General features: G+C 63.1%; 18 protein-coding genes. All 18 read left to right on the top strand.

Annotated features, from left to right (window positions below):
• Positions 1-141 precede the first annotated feature (141 nt).
• A complete protein-coding gene (locus RT697_RS15860; RefSeq protein ID WP_313700092.1) occupies positions 142-675 on the top strand; it encodes an LIC_12616 family protein in 534 nt (177 codons plus the stop codon).
• 4 nt (positions 676-679) lie between these two features.
• A complete protein-coding gene (locus tag RT697_RS15855; protein WP_313700090.1) occupies positions 680-2,158 on the top strand; it encodes a DUF3383 domain-containing protein in 1,479 nt (492 codons plus the stop codon).
• 9 nt (positions 2,159-2,167) lie between these two features.
• Positions 2,168-2,599, top strand: coding sequence for a phage tail fiber protein (locus RT697_RS15850; protein ID WP_175124346.1), 432 nt, complete (start codon positions 2,168-2,170; stop codon positions 2,597-2,599).
• 1 nt (position 2,600) lies between these two features.
• Positions 2,601-3,035 carry a hypothetical protein gene (locus tag RT697_RS15845; protein WP_313700087.1) on the top strand — a complete coding sequence of 145 codons (435 nt, stop codon included), beginning with the start codon at positions 2,601-2,603 and terminating at the stop codon, positions 3,033-3,035.
• A gap of 168 nt (positions 3,036-3,203) precedes the next feature.
• The gene (locus RT697_RS15840; RefSeq protein ID WP_313700085.1) at positions 3,204-4,868 is read left to right on the top strand and encodes a phage tail tip lysozyme; all 1,665 of its coding nucleotides are present in this window, start codon (positions 3,204-3,206) and stop codon (positions 4,866-4,868) included.
• Entirely contained in the window at positions 4,868-5,512 is a 645-nt protein-coding gene (locus RT697_RS15835; protein ID WP_313700084.1) for a hypothetical protein, read from the top strand. The genes RT697_RS15840 and RT697_RS15835 overlap by 1 nt, the downstream gene beginning before the upstream one ends.
• Entirely contained in the window at positions 5,509-5,808 is a 300-nt protein-coding gene (locus tag RT697_RS15830) for a phage baseplate plug protein (protein WP_313700082.1), read from the top strand. Before RT697_RS15835 ends, RT697_RS15830 begins: the two co-directional genes overlap by 4 nt.
• A complete protein-coding gene (locus RT697_RS15825) occupies positions 5,805-6,665 on the top strand; it encodes a baseplate hub protein (protein ID WP_313700080.1) in 861 nt (286 codons plus the stop codon). Before RT697_RS15830 ends, RT697_RS15825 begins: the two co-directional genes overlap by 4 nt.
• The gene (locus tag RT697_RS15820) at positions 6,658-7,389 is read left to right on the top strand and encodes a Gp138 family membrane-puncturing spike protein (RefSeq protein ID WP_313700078.1); all 732 of its coding nucleotides are present in this window, start codon (positions 6,658-6,660) and stop codon (positions 7,387-7,389) included. Before RT697_RS15825 ends, RT697_RS15820 begins: the two co-directional genes overlap by 8 nt.
• Complete coding sequence (locus RT697_RS15815) at positions 7,386-7,736, top strand: hypothetical protein (protein ID WP_313700076.1); 351 nt, start codon at positions 7,386-7,388, stop codon at positions 7,734-7,736. The genes RT697_RS15820 and RT697_RS15815 overlap by 4 nt, the downstream gene beginning before the upstream one ends.
• Before the next feature lie 7 nt (positions 7,737-7,743).
• Positions 7,744-8,955 carry a baseplate J/gp47 family protein gene (locus RT697_RS15810; RefSeq protein WP_313700074.1) on the top strand — a complete coding sequence of 404 codons (1,212 nt, stop codon included), beginning with the start codon at positions 7,744-7,746 and terminating at the stop codon, positions 8,953-8,955.
• Positions 8,952-9,626, top strand: coding sequence for a DUF2612 domain-containing protein (locus tag RT697_RS15805; protein ID WP_313700073.1), 675 nt, complete (start codon positions 8,952-8,954; stop codon positions 9,624-9,626). The genes RT697_RS15810 and RT697_RS15805 overlap by 4 nt, the downstream gene beginning before the upstream one ends.
• Entirely contained in the window at positions 9,616-10,716 is a 1,101-nt protein-coding gene (locus RT697_RS15800; RefSeq protein WP_313700072.1) for a hypothetical protein, read from the top strand. The genes RT697_RS15805 and RT697_RS15800 overlap by 11 nt, the downstream gene beginning before the upstream one ends.
• A gap of 51 nt (positions 10,717-10,767) precedes the next feature.
• Positions 10,768-11,052, top strand: coding sequence for a hypothetical protein (locus RT697_RS15795; protein WP_313700070.1), 285 nt, complete (start codon positions 10,768-10,770; stop codon positions 11,050-11,052).
• The gene (locus RT697_RS15790) at positions 11,049-11,543 is read left to right on the top strand and encodes a lysozyme (protein ID WP_313700068.1); all 495 of its coding nucleotides are present in this window, start codon (positions 11,049-11,051) and stop codon (positions 11,541-11,543) included. The genes RT697_RS15795 and RT697_RS15790 overlap by 4 nt, the downstream gene beginning before the upstream one ends.
• Positions 11,522-11,932 carry a hypothetical protein gene (locus RT697_RS15785; protein ID WP_313700066.1) on the top strand — a complete coding sequence of 137 codons (411 nt, stop codon included), beginning with the start codon at positions 11,522-11,524 and terminating at the stop codon, positions 11,930-11,932. Before RT697_RS15790 ends, RT697_RS15785 begins: the two co-directional genes overlap by 22 nt.
• 322 nt (positions 11,933-12,254) lie before the next feature.
• The gene (locus RT697_RS15780) at positions 12,255-13,031 is read left to right on the top strand and encodes a LuxR C-terminal-related transcriptional regulator (protein ID WP_313700064.1); all 777 of its coding nucleotides are present in this window, start codon (positions 12,255-12,257) and stop codon (positions 13,029-13,031) included.
• A 282-nt stretch (positions 13,032-13,313) separates the two neighbouring features.
• Positions 13,314-14,387: a putative Ig domain-containing protein gene (locus RT697_RS15775; RefSeq protein WP_313700062.1), complete on the top strand. Its 1,074-nt coding sequence runs from the start codon at positions 13,314-13,316 to the stop codon at positions 14,385-14,387.
• Positions 14,388-14,551: the final 164 nt, after the last annotated feature.

The raw sequence follows: 14,551 nt of genomic DNA, 5'->3' as shown, positions 1-14,551 counted from the left end.
GCCCTCGCCTCATCGGTCACGCGTTCGGTCACAATAGGCCCGGGACATTGCGTCCCAAGCAAACGAAGCCCCGGCCATGCCGGGGCTTTTTGTTTTGGGGGCGAGCTTCGGTTCAACCCTCTCAGGCAGGAATCCAGCGCCATGCGCATTCAGATAAGCATCACTGAAAGTCAGCTGGTCGAAGACCTGGTCATCTTCTTCAAGACCCTGGTGGATGGCGAAGTGATTCGCGGTCTTCCTGACCAGCTTCCTGCTCCCATGCGCGAGTGCATTGTCATCACGCCGATGGCCGCGCTGGGACTCTCGCTGCCGCTCATGACCTATGCCGATCCCTCGCCCGAAGCGGGCGCGCGGACCATCACGCAGGCCACGCAATGGTCGGCGCGGGTGGACAGCTACGGCGAACAGGCGCAGGACCTCGCGCTGACGCTGGCAATGGCCTTGCGCAGCCAGCACGGCTGCGACTTCCTGAAGGATCTGGGCCACGCGCAGCCGCTGTATTCGGGCGAGATCACACATTTGCCCGTCGGCAGCGCGGACCACCCGCGCTTTGAACGGTGGTCATTCGACACCGCCTTGCAGTTCAACCCTTCCATCACCGTGCCGCAGCAGTTTGCGGACCAACTTCACGTGGGCCTCATCGAGGTCGACACCACCTACCCTACGGGAGCTTAACGCTATGTCCATTCCCGCCAGTGAAATCGTCCAGGTCGTACCGGGCGTGATCGCAGCCGGCGGATCGGCCCTCGACTTGAACGGCCTGATCCTCACCAACGATACGGCCGTCCCCATCGGCGCCATCCAGAGTTTCGCGACGGCGCGCGACGTGCAGCGCTTTTTCGGTCCGACCTCGACCGAGGCCAGCCTGGCCGACGTCTACTTCAATGGGTTCGACAACTCGACCCGCAAACCGGGCAACCTGCTGTTCGCGCAGTACCCCGCCGCACCGGTTTCCGCCTATCTGCGCGGCGGCTCCATGGCCGCGGTCACGCTCGCCGCGCTGCAGGCGCTGTCCGGCACGCTGACCGTGACGGTGGACGGCGTGGCCAAGACCTCCGGCAACATCGACCTGTCGACGGCAACCAGCTTTTCGAACGCCGCGTCCGTCATCGAGGCGGCCTTCACCGCGTTGGGCGCGGACTGCGCCTATGACGCGCAGCGCGCCGCCTTCGTGATCACGTCGGCCACCGAAGGCGAAGCCAGCTCGGTGTCGCATGGCAGTGGCTCCATCGCGTCGGGTCTCAAGCTGACGCAGGCCGCCGGCGCGGTCGTGTCGCAAGGCGCGGCGGCAGGCGTGCCGGCCGTGAACATGGGCCAGATCACCGATCTGACCCAGAACTGGGCGGCGTTCATGACGACCTTCGAGCCCGACACCGCCGGCAAGACGGCGTTCTCGGCATGGACCAACGCCCAAGGCGATCGCTACGCCTACGTCGGCTGGGACACCGATGTCACCGCCACCCAGCAGGGCAACACGACCCACTGGGCCGCCATCGTCAGCGCCAACGAATACTCGGGTTCGGTGCCGGTCTATCAGGACGTCCGCCACGCGGCCTTCATCCTGGGCGCCATTGCGTCGCTCGATTTCGAACGCACCAACGGCCGCGCCACGCTGGCCTTCAAGGGCCAGTCGGGCCTCGCGTTCTCCGTGACCGATGCCACGACCGCGCAGACGCTGATCGACAACGGCTACAACTTCTACGGGGATTACGCGACCAGCAACGATCGCTTCCGGTTCCTGTACCCGGGCCAGATCAGCGGCAACTGGAAGTGGGTCGACACCTACGTCAACCAGATCTGGCTGAACGCGGCCTTCCAGCAGGCGCTGATGTCGCTGCTGACCCAGGTGAATTCGGTGCCCTACAACCTGGACGGCTACACGCTGATCGACGCGGCCTGCCTGGACCCGATCAATGCTGCGGTCAACTTCGGCGCCATCCGCGCCGGCGTGACGCTGTCGAGCCAGCAGAAGGCGCAGGTCAACAACATGGCGGGCGTCGATATCTCGGACACGCTGCAGAGCCGCGGCTGGTACCTGCAGATCAAGGACGCCACCCCGCAGGTGCGCGAAGCGCGCGGCACGCCGCCCATGACGTTCTGGTACATGGACGGCGGTTCCGTCCAAAACATCACCCTGGCCTCGCTGGCCATTCTTTAAGGATTCAACATGGCGACTTTGACCAGTGCCAATTCCGTTCTGATGCTTGCAGTGGGCGGGATTTTTCCGGTGCCGCAGAAGATCGAGGGCTACGCCTCGGAAACCGCGTTCGCTTTTGAAGCGGCCAAGCCCGCTCAGGTAACCATGGGCGTGGATGGGCGAATGTCGGCGAGCTACGTGCCGGTTCCCCGCGTCCAGACCATTTCCATCCAACCCGACTCTCCTTCCCTGCGCATCTTCGAGATCTGGGCTGCGGCTGGCGAAACGGCCCGGGAAGTGTTCTATGCAAACGGCACGCTCAGCATTCCGTCGATCGATCGCAAGTACACGTTGACGCGTGGCGTGCTGACCCAGATCCCGCCGGCGCCGGACGCCAAGGCGCTCCTTCAACCCATGACGTTCCAGATCACCTGGCAGAACGTCTCGCCGGCGTTGGTGTGACATGGCAAGAAAGCAGATCACCGTCACCATCAATTCGGAAGGGCGCGATCAGGGGAAGGCCTTCATCCTGACGGAACTGTCGGCCTACGACGCCGAAGAATGGGCGGGCCGAGCCTTGTTTGCGTTGATGAACGCCGGCGTCGAAGTTCCGGCCAACATCGCGCAGGCCGGTCTGGCAGGCGTGGCTGCCATGGGCCTGAAGGCGATTGCCAAGCTGCCCTTCGATAGCGCCAAACCGCTGCTGGACAAGATGATGGATTGCGTGCAGATCCAGCCGAGTCCCGATGTGCGGCGAGAGCTCATTTCCGGCGATATCGAAGAGGTGTCGACCCTGCTCACGCTGCGCCAGAAAGTCCTGGGCCTGCACCTGAATTTTTTTACGGCCGCCACGCCATCGACTTCGGGCTCCAGGTCCCCGGTGGCGGCCCGCGCCTGATTCACTACGCCAACATTCCGCGCAATGTTGGCGTAGTGATCTCTCGTCGCCCCGACCTGCTGCACGACCTGCAAACGGTCTATGGCGCCGAAGACCTATACAACCTGCTTGAGGTGTTTGCGGTGGACGCACACAACAGGCGCGTCTTAACTGAACCGAGGTAATTGCATGGCGACCATTATTGATGCCCTGGCCGCCTCCGTTGGCTTCGATCCGAAGCGTTTCGCGGTGGACTCCATTGCCGCGGCGGCGAGTCTGGGCCAGATGGCACAGAATCTTGGCATCAGCACCGAACGGCTGACTGCCTGGCAAAAGGCGGCCGAACGGGCTGGCGGGACCGCTGAAGCCATCTCCGCCCAATTGAGGGAATCAGCGGGGCAGATCAGCAAATTCAATCGTGGACAGGCTGCGGATTCCGTGCCCGCCTTTTTTCAGAACGGCGGAAATGTCACGGATCTGAGGGACGGGAATACGTACCTTTTGGCCAGGTCGCGCATCATCGCTGATCTGTATCAGAAGGACCGGATCCGCGCCGCCCAAGTCGCTGAGGAAATGGGCATCAATGAAGCCCTGTTCGACCTGTTCCGCCGCGGACCGGTTGAACTGGAAAAGCTGTTGCAGGCTCAAGAACGGCGGTCTGCTGTTTCCGGGCAGGACGCGGAAGCGGCCGCCCGTCTGCGCGACCGCTATCTGGATTTGCGCGACACCTTTGAATCGGTGGCCATGAGGATCCTGGTCGCGCTCATCCCGGCTTTCGAACGCGCGCTTGAGGTCCTCCAAGGCTGGGGCGATTGGTTCCTTGAAAACAAGGACGTGATAGCCAAGTGGGTCGAAGGCGCGGCGAAGGCCGTCGTGGCATTCATCGACGTGGTGGACGCCGCCGCGCAGGCGGTGGGCGGATGGCAGAACGCGCTGCTCGCCCTGGGGGCGCTCAAGATTCTGTCCTGGGCGAACTCGCTGCTGGGTCTGGCATCCGCGTTGAGGCAAGTGGCTGTCGCCCTTGCAGCATTAAGTGGCGCCGGTGCTAGCCAGGGTTTAGCGGCATTGCGAGGCTTGGGGGCTGCAGCCTTGAGGGCGGCTGGACGGATTGGGGGGGGCATTGCGCTCGCGCTTTATAGCGAAGACTTGAACGTTGGCGAAACGGAGATTGTGCGAGCGCTTAACGATCCGGCGCTCAGAACCAAGGACGTCGGCGATGCGGTCAGGTTCTTCGAACGCAAGGGCTATAGCCTCGACGAGGCCGCCGGTCTGGCAGCACACTTGCAAATCCAGAGCGGATTCGATCCCCGTGCGGAGGCAGAAGACGGCAGGTTCTACGGTGTGGCGTTGTGGGATCGCGCGCGCCAAGCCGAATTTCGGCGGGCGATTGGAGTAGTCATTGAACAGTCGACGCTTGAGCAGCAATTGGAATTTGTGGATTGGGAACTGAGGAACAGTAAACGGGGCGCGCGCGAAAAACTGGCTGAGTCCACGAATGCCGCTCAGGCCGGCGTTGCTGCCTACCGCTATTTTGGTCTCGACCGTTACCAGACGGTCGATGATGCCGAGGCGCGCAGGCGCGAGGTTGCAGCGCCTGTGATCGCAGGGGTGGCTGATCTGGAACGTCGGGAGCAAGCGAGTGCGGCAGCTGCATCGATCACAGACGCGGCGCAAGCCGGCGTTATGGGCGCTGTGAGCAACAACACAACGACTACCACGACGTCGGAAACGCACATTCATGGACCGATAACGATTGTGACGCCAGCGACCGATGGCCAGGGGCTGGCTCGTGAGCTGGGCACGCTCGGTGGCTCCCAGCATCTTGTTCAACAAGCCAACTCGGGGATCTTCTGATGCCGCTTATCTCCTTTCCCGATGTGCCGGCGAGTCCTGGTGTCCCCGCAGTCTTTCGCGATGTCGTTGTCCCTTCGTTGTTCGCACCAGCGAACGTCGGACTTGAGCGCCTCGTCGATTGGAACGCCAACGCCCCACGCTGGGGGGTGTATGGCGAAGATGGGCAGCCGGTTCTGCTATTCGACACGTTTCTAAGCGTCAACTATGAACGTGCGGGCACGATATCGAGCTTCCCTTTGGAACAGGGTGGTTTCTCCTCGTTCAACAAGGTCGTTGGCCCGTACCAGGCGCTCATCAAGCTGGCGCATGCCGGCGACCAGACGACGCGTAAACAGATGCTGTCCGTTCTGGAGCGGATCGCAAGCGGCACTGAACTGTACTCGGTGGCGACGCCCGAAATTGTCTACCTGTCGGCAAGCCTGGGGAAGTATCTGTACAACCGGAGCGCCAGCAGTGGTTCCAGTCTGCTGGTCGTCGAGCTGACGTTCAATGAAGTGAGACAGACGGCGACGTTGCGGCCAACGGCGCAGCGTGAACCCAGTGGCGCCGATCAGGAGAGCGGCGGCCAGGTGCAGGTGTTCAAGATCGATCCTTATCCCACGCGAGACCAAAACATGGTGGGAGAACTGGAGCCAATTCAATGAAAGGTATTCCTCTGAAACCGGTGCCGTCGCAAACACTCAGTGTCTTGCTGAACGGGCAGAACTGCCAGATCTCCGTCTTCCAGAAGAGCACGGGTGTCTATCTTGATCTTTACATCAACAATTCGCCAATCGCCACGGCGGTGCTTTGCCATGACAGGGTGCGGCTGGTCCGTTCGGAGTACCTGGGCTTTTTCGGCGATCTGACCTTTGTCGACACCCTGGGGCACGCAGATCCGGAGTACACCGGCTTTGGGTCGCGGTTCGTCCTGGCCTACATGGAACCGCTTGAGCTATGAGCTTCGTCAAACGCAGCATAGATGTGACGATCAGCCTGGGGAAGGGTGCGCTTGGGGATGAGCCGGGACCGGATATGACGCTCAGCGGCTACCGGGTCTCAGTCGAAACTCCGTCCAGCGCATCCGCCGAAAGCACCGAGGCGAAGCTGAGCATTTATGGTTTGAGCCTGGAAATGATGAACCGGCTGACGACAGTAGGGCCCAACATGAGGGAACGCCGGGAAAACATCATTAGAGTGATGGCCAGGAGCGGCTTGGACGTTCCCCATCTGGTCTACGAGGGGGACATCACTTCGGCATGGGCTGACTTTGGGAAGGCCCCTGAAGGGGTGTTCTACGTAAGGGGCCAAGTGGCCGGCGCCAAAGAGTGCAAACCTGTGCCTCCCCGATCTTTTCCCGGTGCAACAGTCGCTCAAGACGTCGCGAGCAAAATTGCCGCGTCGATGGGATACTCCTTCGAAAAGTCGGGAAAGGACGTCGTCCTGGCAAACCCCTATTTTTGCGGGACGGATATGGACCAGCTGCGCAGTTGTGCGCAGGCGGCGCGCATCAACTACACGATCGACCGCGGCGTCGTGTCGGTCTGGCATGCGGACGGCTTCAGGGATGGCGATGTCTTGGACATTTCGCCGGAAACCGGGCTTATCGGCTACCCGACGTTCAACAGCACCGGCATCACTTTCACGACGCTCTACAACCCCCACCTCTGCGTCGGCAAGCGGGTGCACGTCACCAGCTCCCTCCAACCCGCCCAAGGCGAATGGATCATCACAAGCCTCGCCCACAAGCTGGAGGCGGAAGTCCCCGGCGGCGTCTGGCAGTCGACGGTCATGTGCAAAAGGAATCTTGATGGCTGAGCAATACGGATACGCAGGCCTGGCGCAAGCCGGGCAGGGCGACAGCGAGTACGGTGCGCTGCAGTTCCTGATCAGCCAGGCCCTGCTGCGTCTGAACACGGCGACGCTGGTCAAGGTTGTCTCGGTGACCAATGCGGGCGGGCTGTCGCCGGTGGGTTTCGTGGACGTGCAGCCGCTCGTAAATCAACTCGATGGCGCCGGGAACGCCGTGCCGCATGGTGTGCTGTTTCGCCTTCCGTACTTCCGCCTTCAAGGCGGTGCGGACGCGATCATCCTGGACCCCAAAGCCGGGGACATCGGCATGGCGGCCTTTACGAACCGGGACATCTCCGGCGTGAAGGCCGCCAAGGCGCAGAGCAATCCCGGATCCTGGCGGTCGCACGACATGGCTGACGGCCTGTATTTCGGCGGACTGCTGAACGGCGCGCCGGCGCAATACGTGCAGTTCACGGCCGAGGGCATCAATGTGGTGTCGCCGACGAAGGTGACGGTCACGTCGCCGGACATCGAATTGAACGCCAGCTCGCAATGCGCGATCAACGCGCCACAGATCGTGCTGAACGGCTCGGTGCGGCAGGGAGCCGGATCCTTCGGCGGCACGTCGACCTGGCAGGGCGACATGAACACGCTTGGCACGCTGCGCAACAACGGCAAGGACGTGGGCAGCACCCACACCCATTCCGGCGTGCAAGGCGGGTCATCCAACACGGGAGCGCCCAATTGAACACACTACTGCTGGATCGGACCGCGTGGGACCTGGTGCTCGACGCGGCCGGCAACATCGCGATGGCCTCCGATCCCTACGCCGTGGCGCAGGACGTGGCCAGCGCCATCAAGCTATTCCGCGGCGAGCTCTACTACAACACGAATCCGGGCGTTCCGTACTGGGAGGAATTCCTGGGACACCGGCCTCCGTTGTCGCTGGTGCGCGAGCACGTCCGCCGCGCCGCGCTGACGGTGCCTGGCGTGGCCGATGCCGTCTGCACGCTCACGTCCTTCTCCGATCGGGCCCTGGCGGGCCACGTTGAAATCACCTTGCAAGACGGCACGACCCAAACCGTCAGCTTCTGAGGAAACCATGTCGAATATCTCTCACGTTCCGCGCGTGCAGTTCACGCCGGAAGGACTGGTGCTGCCCAGCGAATCCGCGATCCTGGCCGGGGTTAAATCGGACATGGACGCCGCTTTCGGCGGCGGACTGAACGACGCCCTGGAAACGCCGCAAGGGCAGTTGGCCTCCAGCACGACCGCCATCATCGGCGACAAGAACAACGAGTTCGCGGCGTATGTGAACCAGGTCGATCCGGCGTTTGCCGATGGCCGCATGCAGGATGCCATCGGGCGGATCTATTTTCTGGACCGCAAGCCCGGCTTGCCCACGGCCGTCATTGCGACGTGCACCGGCCTCACCGGCGTGACCATCCCGGTCGGCGCGCGCGCAGAAGCCCTGGATGGGCATCTGTACCTGTGCACGCAGGCGGGCACGATCCCGGCCAGCGGCCGCATCGACCTGCCGTTCGCCTGCTCGGTCGACGGGCCGGTGGATTGTGCGCCGGGCGCGTTGAACCGGATCTATCAGGCCATTCCCGGCTGGGATTCGATATCGAACGCCGACGCCGGGACGGTGGGCGCCCACGTGGAAAGCCGCGCGGAATTCGAAGCGCGCCGGCGTCAGTCGGTGGCGCTGAACGCCCGCGGCTCGGTTCCCGCGCTGTACGCCAACGTGGCGAACGTCGAGGGCGTCATCGATGCCTACGTCACCGAGAACACCCAGTCGACGCCGATATCGGTCGGCGGCGTGGTCTTGAAGCCGCACTCGATCTGGGTGGCGGTGGCGGGCGGCGAGGCGGCGGACATCGCCGATGCGATCTGGCGCAAGAAGAGCAACGGGGCGGACTACAACGGCAACACGTCCTACACGGTCGAAGACCGGGAGGGATATTCCTATCCCTATCCCTCGTATGTCGTGCAGTGGGAAACCCCGGCCGCTTTGCCCGTGCGCTTCGCGGTGCAGTTGGCGGACAACCCGGCGCTGCCGTCGGACATCGTTGCCCTGACCCGGCAGGCGATCATCAACGCCTTCAACGGGGTGGATGGAGGCCAGCGGGCGCGCATCGGCTCGACGCTCTACGCCAGCCGGTTCTACGCGTCGATCTCGCAGCTGAGCCCTTCCGTGTCGATCCTGTCGCTGCTGCTGGGCACATCGACGCCGACGGCGGCCAGCCTGACGGTGCCCATCGACCGCCGGCCCACCGTCACGGCGGACGACATTTCGGTGACGCTGGTATGACGGTCGATCCCAAGCCGGGGCTCGTCGCCCGCACCCTCATCAGCCAGTACGCCAACAGCCCGACGCTCGTTCAGTTGATCAACAACATGGACGACTACATCAACCCCGACGCGGATTTCGACGCGTTCTACGACTTCGTCTGGAACGTGGAGACGGCGCGGGGGTTTGGGCTGGACATCTGGGGCAGGATCGTCGACATCGGCCGCATGCTGACCGTGCCGGGGGACGTTTCCTACCTGGGTTTTGACGAGGCGATCAGCTGGCGGCCGTTCGACCAGGCGCCGTTCTACACCGGCGTTCAGGCCACCCAGACCTACCGCCTGGCCGACGACGCGTACCGCAAGCTCATCCTGGTCAAGGCGCTGGCCAATATCTCCGACTGCACCTCGGCCAGCCTGAACCGGCTGCTCTCCAACCTCTTTGCCGGCCGCGGGCGCTGCTATGTGTCGGACACGGGGAACATGGAGTTCCGCTACGTGTTCGAGTTCGCGCTCGAACCCTACGAACTCGCGATCCTGACCCAATCGGGCGCGATCCCCAAGCCGGCGGCCGTCTTGGCCAACGTGCTGCAGGTCGACCTTCCAACCACCTTCGGATTCCGCGAGGCGCTGATGCAGCCTTTCGGATCCGGCGCATTTTTCACATCTTCGGGGCTTATCCATGCAAGCTAGCAATGCACCCAGCAAGTCCGCCGTGCCGTTCGCGCAGAGCGGCACCAAGAACACCATTCCCGTCAACTCGCAGATCGGCGTGACGCCCGGCGCGGCATCGTTTACCGACGGATTTCCGCCGCTGACCATGACGCCGCTGGCGGCCGGAGGCGTGCCGCCTTATGGGGCGGATTTCAACGGGATCCTGAATTTTCTGAGCGCCGCGACGCGATGGGGTCAGGCGGGCGCCGGCTATTCCTATGACGCGTCCTTCAGCGCGGGCGCAGGCGGATACCCCAAGGGCGCAGTCCTGCTGAACGCCGCCCAGGACGGATTCTGGATCAATCTGGCTGACAACAACACCACCAATCCCGATGACGGGGGGGCGAATTGGACGCCAGCCTTCAATCAAGGAAGCGTGGCGATCCCCGCCTTGTCGAACGCAAATGTCACGCTGACGCCCGCGCAGTTCGCAAAGCCGATCGTCGCGCTGTCCGGCACCCTGACCGGCAATGTCCAGGTGATCTTCCCCGCCAACAGACAGCGTTGGCTGGTGGTCAACAACGCCTCGGGCGCATTCAGCGTCACGTGCAAGACCGCAGCGGGGAGCGGCGTGGTGGTTCCCAACGGAAACTCGGCGCTGATTTTTGGCGACGGAACCGCCATCCTGATGGTGACGGGAAACCAGGCCAGCGAGACGGTGCAGGGCACGTCGAAGATTGCGACCCAGGCTCAGACCAACGCCGGCACGGATGACGCGACCGTCGTCACGCCGAAAAAGCTGCGCTTCGGCGTATCGATGTCGCTGGGCGTGAACGGCTATCTGGCGCTTCCATCCTGGCTGGGCGGCGTGATCTTCCAGTGGGGAAGGAGCACGGTCGTCATGAATACGACGTCGGGTAATTACTACACGGGTGGCGTCACCATCACGCTTCCCATTCCGTTTCCGAATCAGATCTACGGTGTTTTTCCTTCGATCCAGAACACCCCCAACGCGATGGATTCCATCAGTGTCTCCGGCATGGTGAACGGGTCGATTTCGTTCGTCGGCTGCACGTCCAATGAGTCCCAGCAGTCGCCGACTTGCTACTACTTTGCGATCGGGAATTGACGCACGGGTAGGAGTAAGACCCGCTGAAATTGTCGCTTCAAAGGAAATCTCATGGCTCGCGAACCTCCGCCGGACGCCTTCGTCAAGTCGCTGCGCGACCGGGTTGTGCAGATGGAGCAGGAAATGGCCCAGACCGCCGAAGCCACGGCCCGCAATACCGCCTCGATCGAGACCATCCGGCAGAACACGCAGGACATCGTCGACACGTTTCAGGCGCTGGCCGGCGGATTCAAGGTGCTGCAGGGACTGGGCAAGGTGGCGAGGCCGCTGGCCTACCTGGTCGGGCTCGGCACCGCAATCATCACGGCCTATTCGGCGTGGAGAGGAATCAGATGATCGGAAACAGCCTCAAGCGAAAGTTGCTCGCGGCGGGCGGCGCGGGCGCCGTTGCCATCGCGGGCGTGCTGGTGGCGCACTTCGAGCCGGGCAAGGTGCGGGGCAGGCCCTACATTGACCCGGTCGGCGTGCTTACGGTGTGCGACGGCCACACGGGGCCGGACATCGATCCGAGTCGGATCTATACGGACGCCCAGTGCGATGCATGGCGAGAGGCCGATCTGGCGATTGCGGACGCCGCGGTCCGCCGCCTGATCACCGTGCCGCTGAATGACTGGCAGCGCGCCGCGCTGATCGACTTCACCTACAACCTCGGCGCCGGCAACCTGGCCGCGTCGACCATGCGCCGCAAGTTCAATGCGCGCGACTATGACGGCGGCTGCGCGGAGCTCAATCGGTGGGTCAAGGGGCGTCAAGGCGGCGTGCTGGTGACGTTGCCCGGCTTGGTGACGCGCAGGGAGGCCGGCACATGGGTCTGCTCGCAGCACTGACGGGCTGGAAAGGATACGCCGCGGCGGGTGTGGCGGGTGCCGTGACGCTAAGTTTCGCCGGCGCGGGGATAGCGTGGTACGGCCACAGCGAGCGCGAAGCCGGCCGGGCCGAGTGTCTGGAGGCCCACCGCGTGGCGGGCTTGGAGGAGTTCAGGTTTGAAGCCGAGCGCCTGACCGGGCTGTCTGGAGACCTGCAGGCCCGTATTGATCAGCTCGCCGCCACGCGGCCCCACGTCATCCAGAGGTACACCCGTGAAGTCGTCCAAAGCGCTTTGCCTGCTGACTGCGTGCGCGACCCTGGCCGGGTGCGCGCCGCAAACGACGCCATCGACGCGGCCAACGCTGCCCGTCACCCTGAGCGCACCGTGCCCGCCAGTGTCACGCGTTGAATCCTCGTCCTGGGACGACCTGGCGCAGGCGCACATCGCGCTGGCATTTCAGTACACGGAGTGCGCCGCCCGGCACGAAGCGGTGGTGAACGCATGGGCCGGAAAGAACGTTCCCTTCAGCGGTGTCGCACCATGAAGATTGGACAGCACGCCCGCCCAAAATTAGAAATCTTCTGATGGGAGCGCCTTCCACCTCGTTCCTATACTTCGTCCACCGTGTGCAGGCTGATCCAGATTGCCGGATGCGCTTCTCAAGTAAACGTCAGTGTGGTCTGCAGCGGCGTGCCGCCGTGTTGGACGCTTTGCATTCTTGCCATTACTGATGATGCCGTATTTCGAACAGTCGCCGAGGTGGGGGCAGTATTACCCGCGTATCTTCCATGACGCCCGCCACGCGCCGCGGGCCAAGGCTGCATCCGCAGCCGAGCCCAGTCCCAGTCCCCCCGGCGCGAAAGCTTATATCGTTGACGAGGACGAATCTTCGGCGTGGGCGGTCCGCCGGATTCTTGCGGATTTTTCCATCGATGTCGTGCAGAGCCGCACAGTCGGCGAATTCCTGTCCAACTATTCGGCGGGCGAGTGCGATTGCCTGATCATGGATTTTGGGAATCCGGCTGCCGAGACCGCCTTGCAGCGCGACCTGATCCAGGCGAACGCCGCTTTGCCAACCATCTTCATCAAGGCCGAACCCGAATTTGGCGATGCGGTTGAAGCCCTTCGACGCGGCGCGGTCGATTTTTTTTCCAAGCCTTTGAACTCCAGCCGACTCTGCCAAGCCGTTCACTATGCGCTGCGCCTGAGCCGGCGCGCACATCTGAACCGGGTCTGGGCGGACCAAGAGGAAGCGCGCAAAGCGATGCTCACGCCGCGCGAACTGGTGATCGTTCAAGATGTGATCGCGGGCAATTCCAGCAAGGAGATCGCGGCGCATCTCCATATCTCGGTCCGAACCGTGGACAACCACAAGGCACGTATTTATTCGAAGTTGAACATCAACTCCTCGCTCGCCTTGGCCCGCCTTTTCATTGGTCTGATATTGCCCGCCAACGATGCGCAGCTCGCTGAGGCGGGCGCCGATTTTGTGCCTGCAAAGAGGTAGTTTTGCTCTGCATCCCGGTTAGTTGATCTTGAAATAATGTGTCGCCCAGTTGCCCGACTCGTTGACGCTGAACGTGACCGGCAGCCTTGCGCACCGCCGCGATGCACATGCAAAGAGGCAAAGCGGAGCACCAAGGTCTGTTTGAAAGGCACGAGGCAATTGGAGACTCGCAGGACGGGCGCCGCGCCCGGCTTGTCGAGAGACGTGTAACGCGCACAGCGCATCGTTGATTAAGTCACAAGGACCGTTATGAATAAAAAGATAATCTCCCGATTCGCGTGCTTGGGAGTCGCTGTTGGACTGATCGCAGTCAAGCCGGGCCAAGCCATCGCTGCCGAAGACTTCAAGCCGCCCGTGGGAAAGATCACTCAACGTGCCGCGCCCGCCAAAGGTGCACCGTCATCCGGCACGAACGCGCCGGCAGCGTCCGCCGCGACCACGGGCGGTCAAGACAGCACCCGCGCCCGCACGCCGGCCACCGCACCGGACAAGGGTCTCTCCATCACCTCGGGCGCAACGCTCAATTCCCAACTCATCCGGGTGCGCACGTCGGGCGGTACGGGCGCATTGAACTTCCGTTTGCTCGACACCAGCGGTAAGCCCGCCGAACTGCCGGCCGGCCTGGTGTTCGGATCCGACGGTTCGCTGTCTGGCGCAGCTCCCTCTGTCGCCAGCCCCAAGACGCTCACGTATCTCATCCAGGTCGAAGACAGCGGCGGCGGCAAGGCCAGCCGGACCGTGCAATTGACCATCAATCCGCCCTTGAATGTCGAAGGCGGTTCCATTCAAGCGACGGCGGGCGGTCGCATCAAGAGCCCCGTCAAGTTCATCAACGTCAGCGGCGGCACCGGCAACTACGCCGTTTCCTATTCCAACCCCGACGGCAGCGCCATGCGCATGCCGTCCGGTCTGGTGCTCGATGGCAGCGGCCGTGTCAGCGGCGCCGTTCCCAAGTCCTCGGAAAAAATGGTGGGGCTTACCGCCACCATCAGCGATGAAGGCGGCGCTCGCGTTTCCATTCCCGTCGATTTCAACCTGGCGCCCGCGCTGGAAATCTCCACCCTCCCGGTCGAACTCACGGCGGGCGCTTCGATGCCGTCGGCGCTGCCGGTCGTGAACGCCACGGGCGGAAGCGGCGCGGTGCGCTACGCGCTGTTCGACAAGGACGGCACGACGCCCGCCAAGCTTCCGGAAGGCCTGAAGTTTGACGAGGCCACCGGCACGCTGCGCGGTCTGGTGCCGCCGACGCCGCAGGAAGGCCGGTACGTGGTGCTGGCCCAGGACGCCGGCGGCGGCGAGGCCAGCGCCCGGTTCGAATGGAAGATCAATCCCCAGCTTCAGATTTCGTTCGAATAACTGGTTGACCCGCAAAACGCCCGCCTTCTGCATTCCATATGCAGAAGGCGGGCGTTTTGCCTTTTGTGGATTTCCAACGCATCCCTGTTACAAGGCCCGTAGCATCCCAAGCCGGACAGTGCTTACTTGACATCACGCCAGGGCGGGGCATCGGCCGCCGTTTC

The sequence above is a fragment of the Achromobacter sp. genome, assembly GCF_032113835.1.
Taxonomy (GTDB): Bacteria; Pseudomonadota; Gammaproteobacteria; order Burkholderiales; family Burkholderiaceae_B; genus Achromobacter.
The sequence above is the reverse complement of the archived record's forward strand: the minus strand, read 5'-3'. Positions and strand labels throughout refer to the sequence as shown.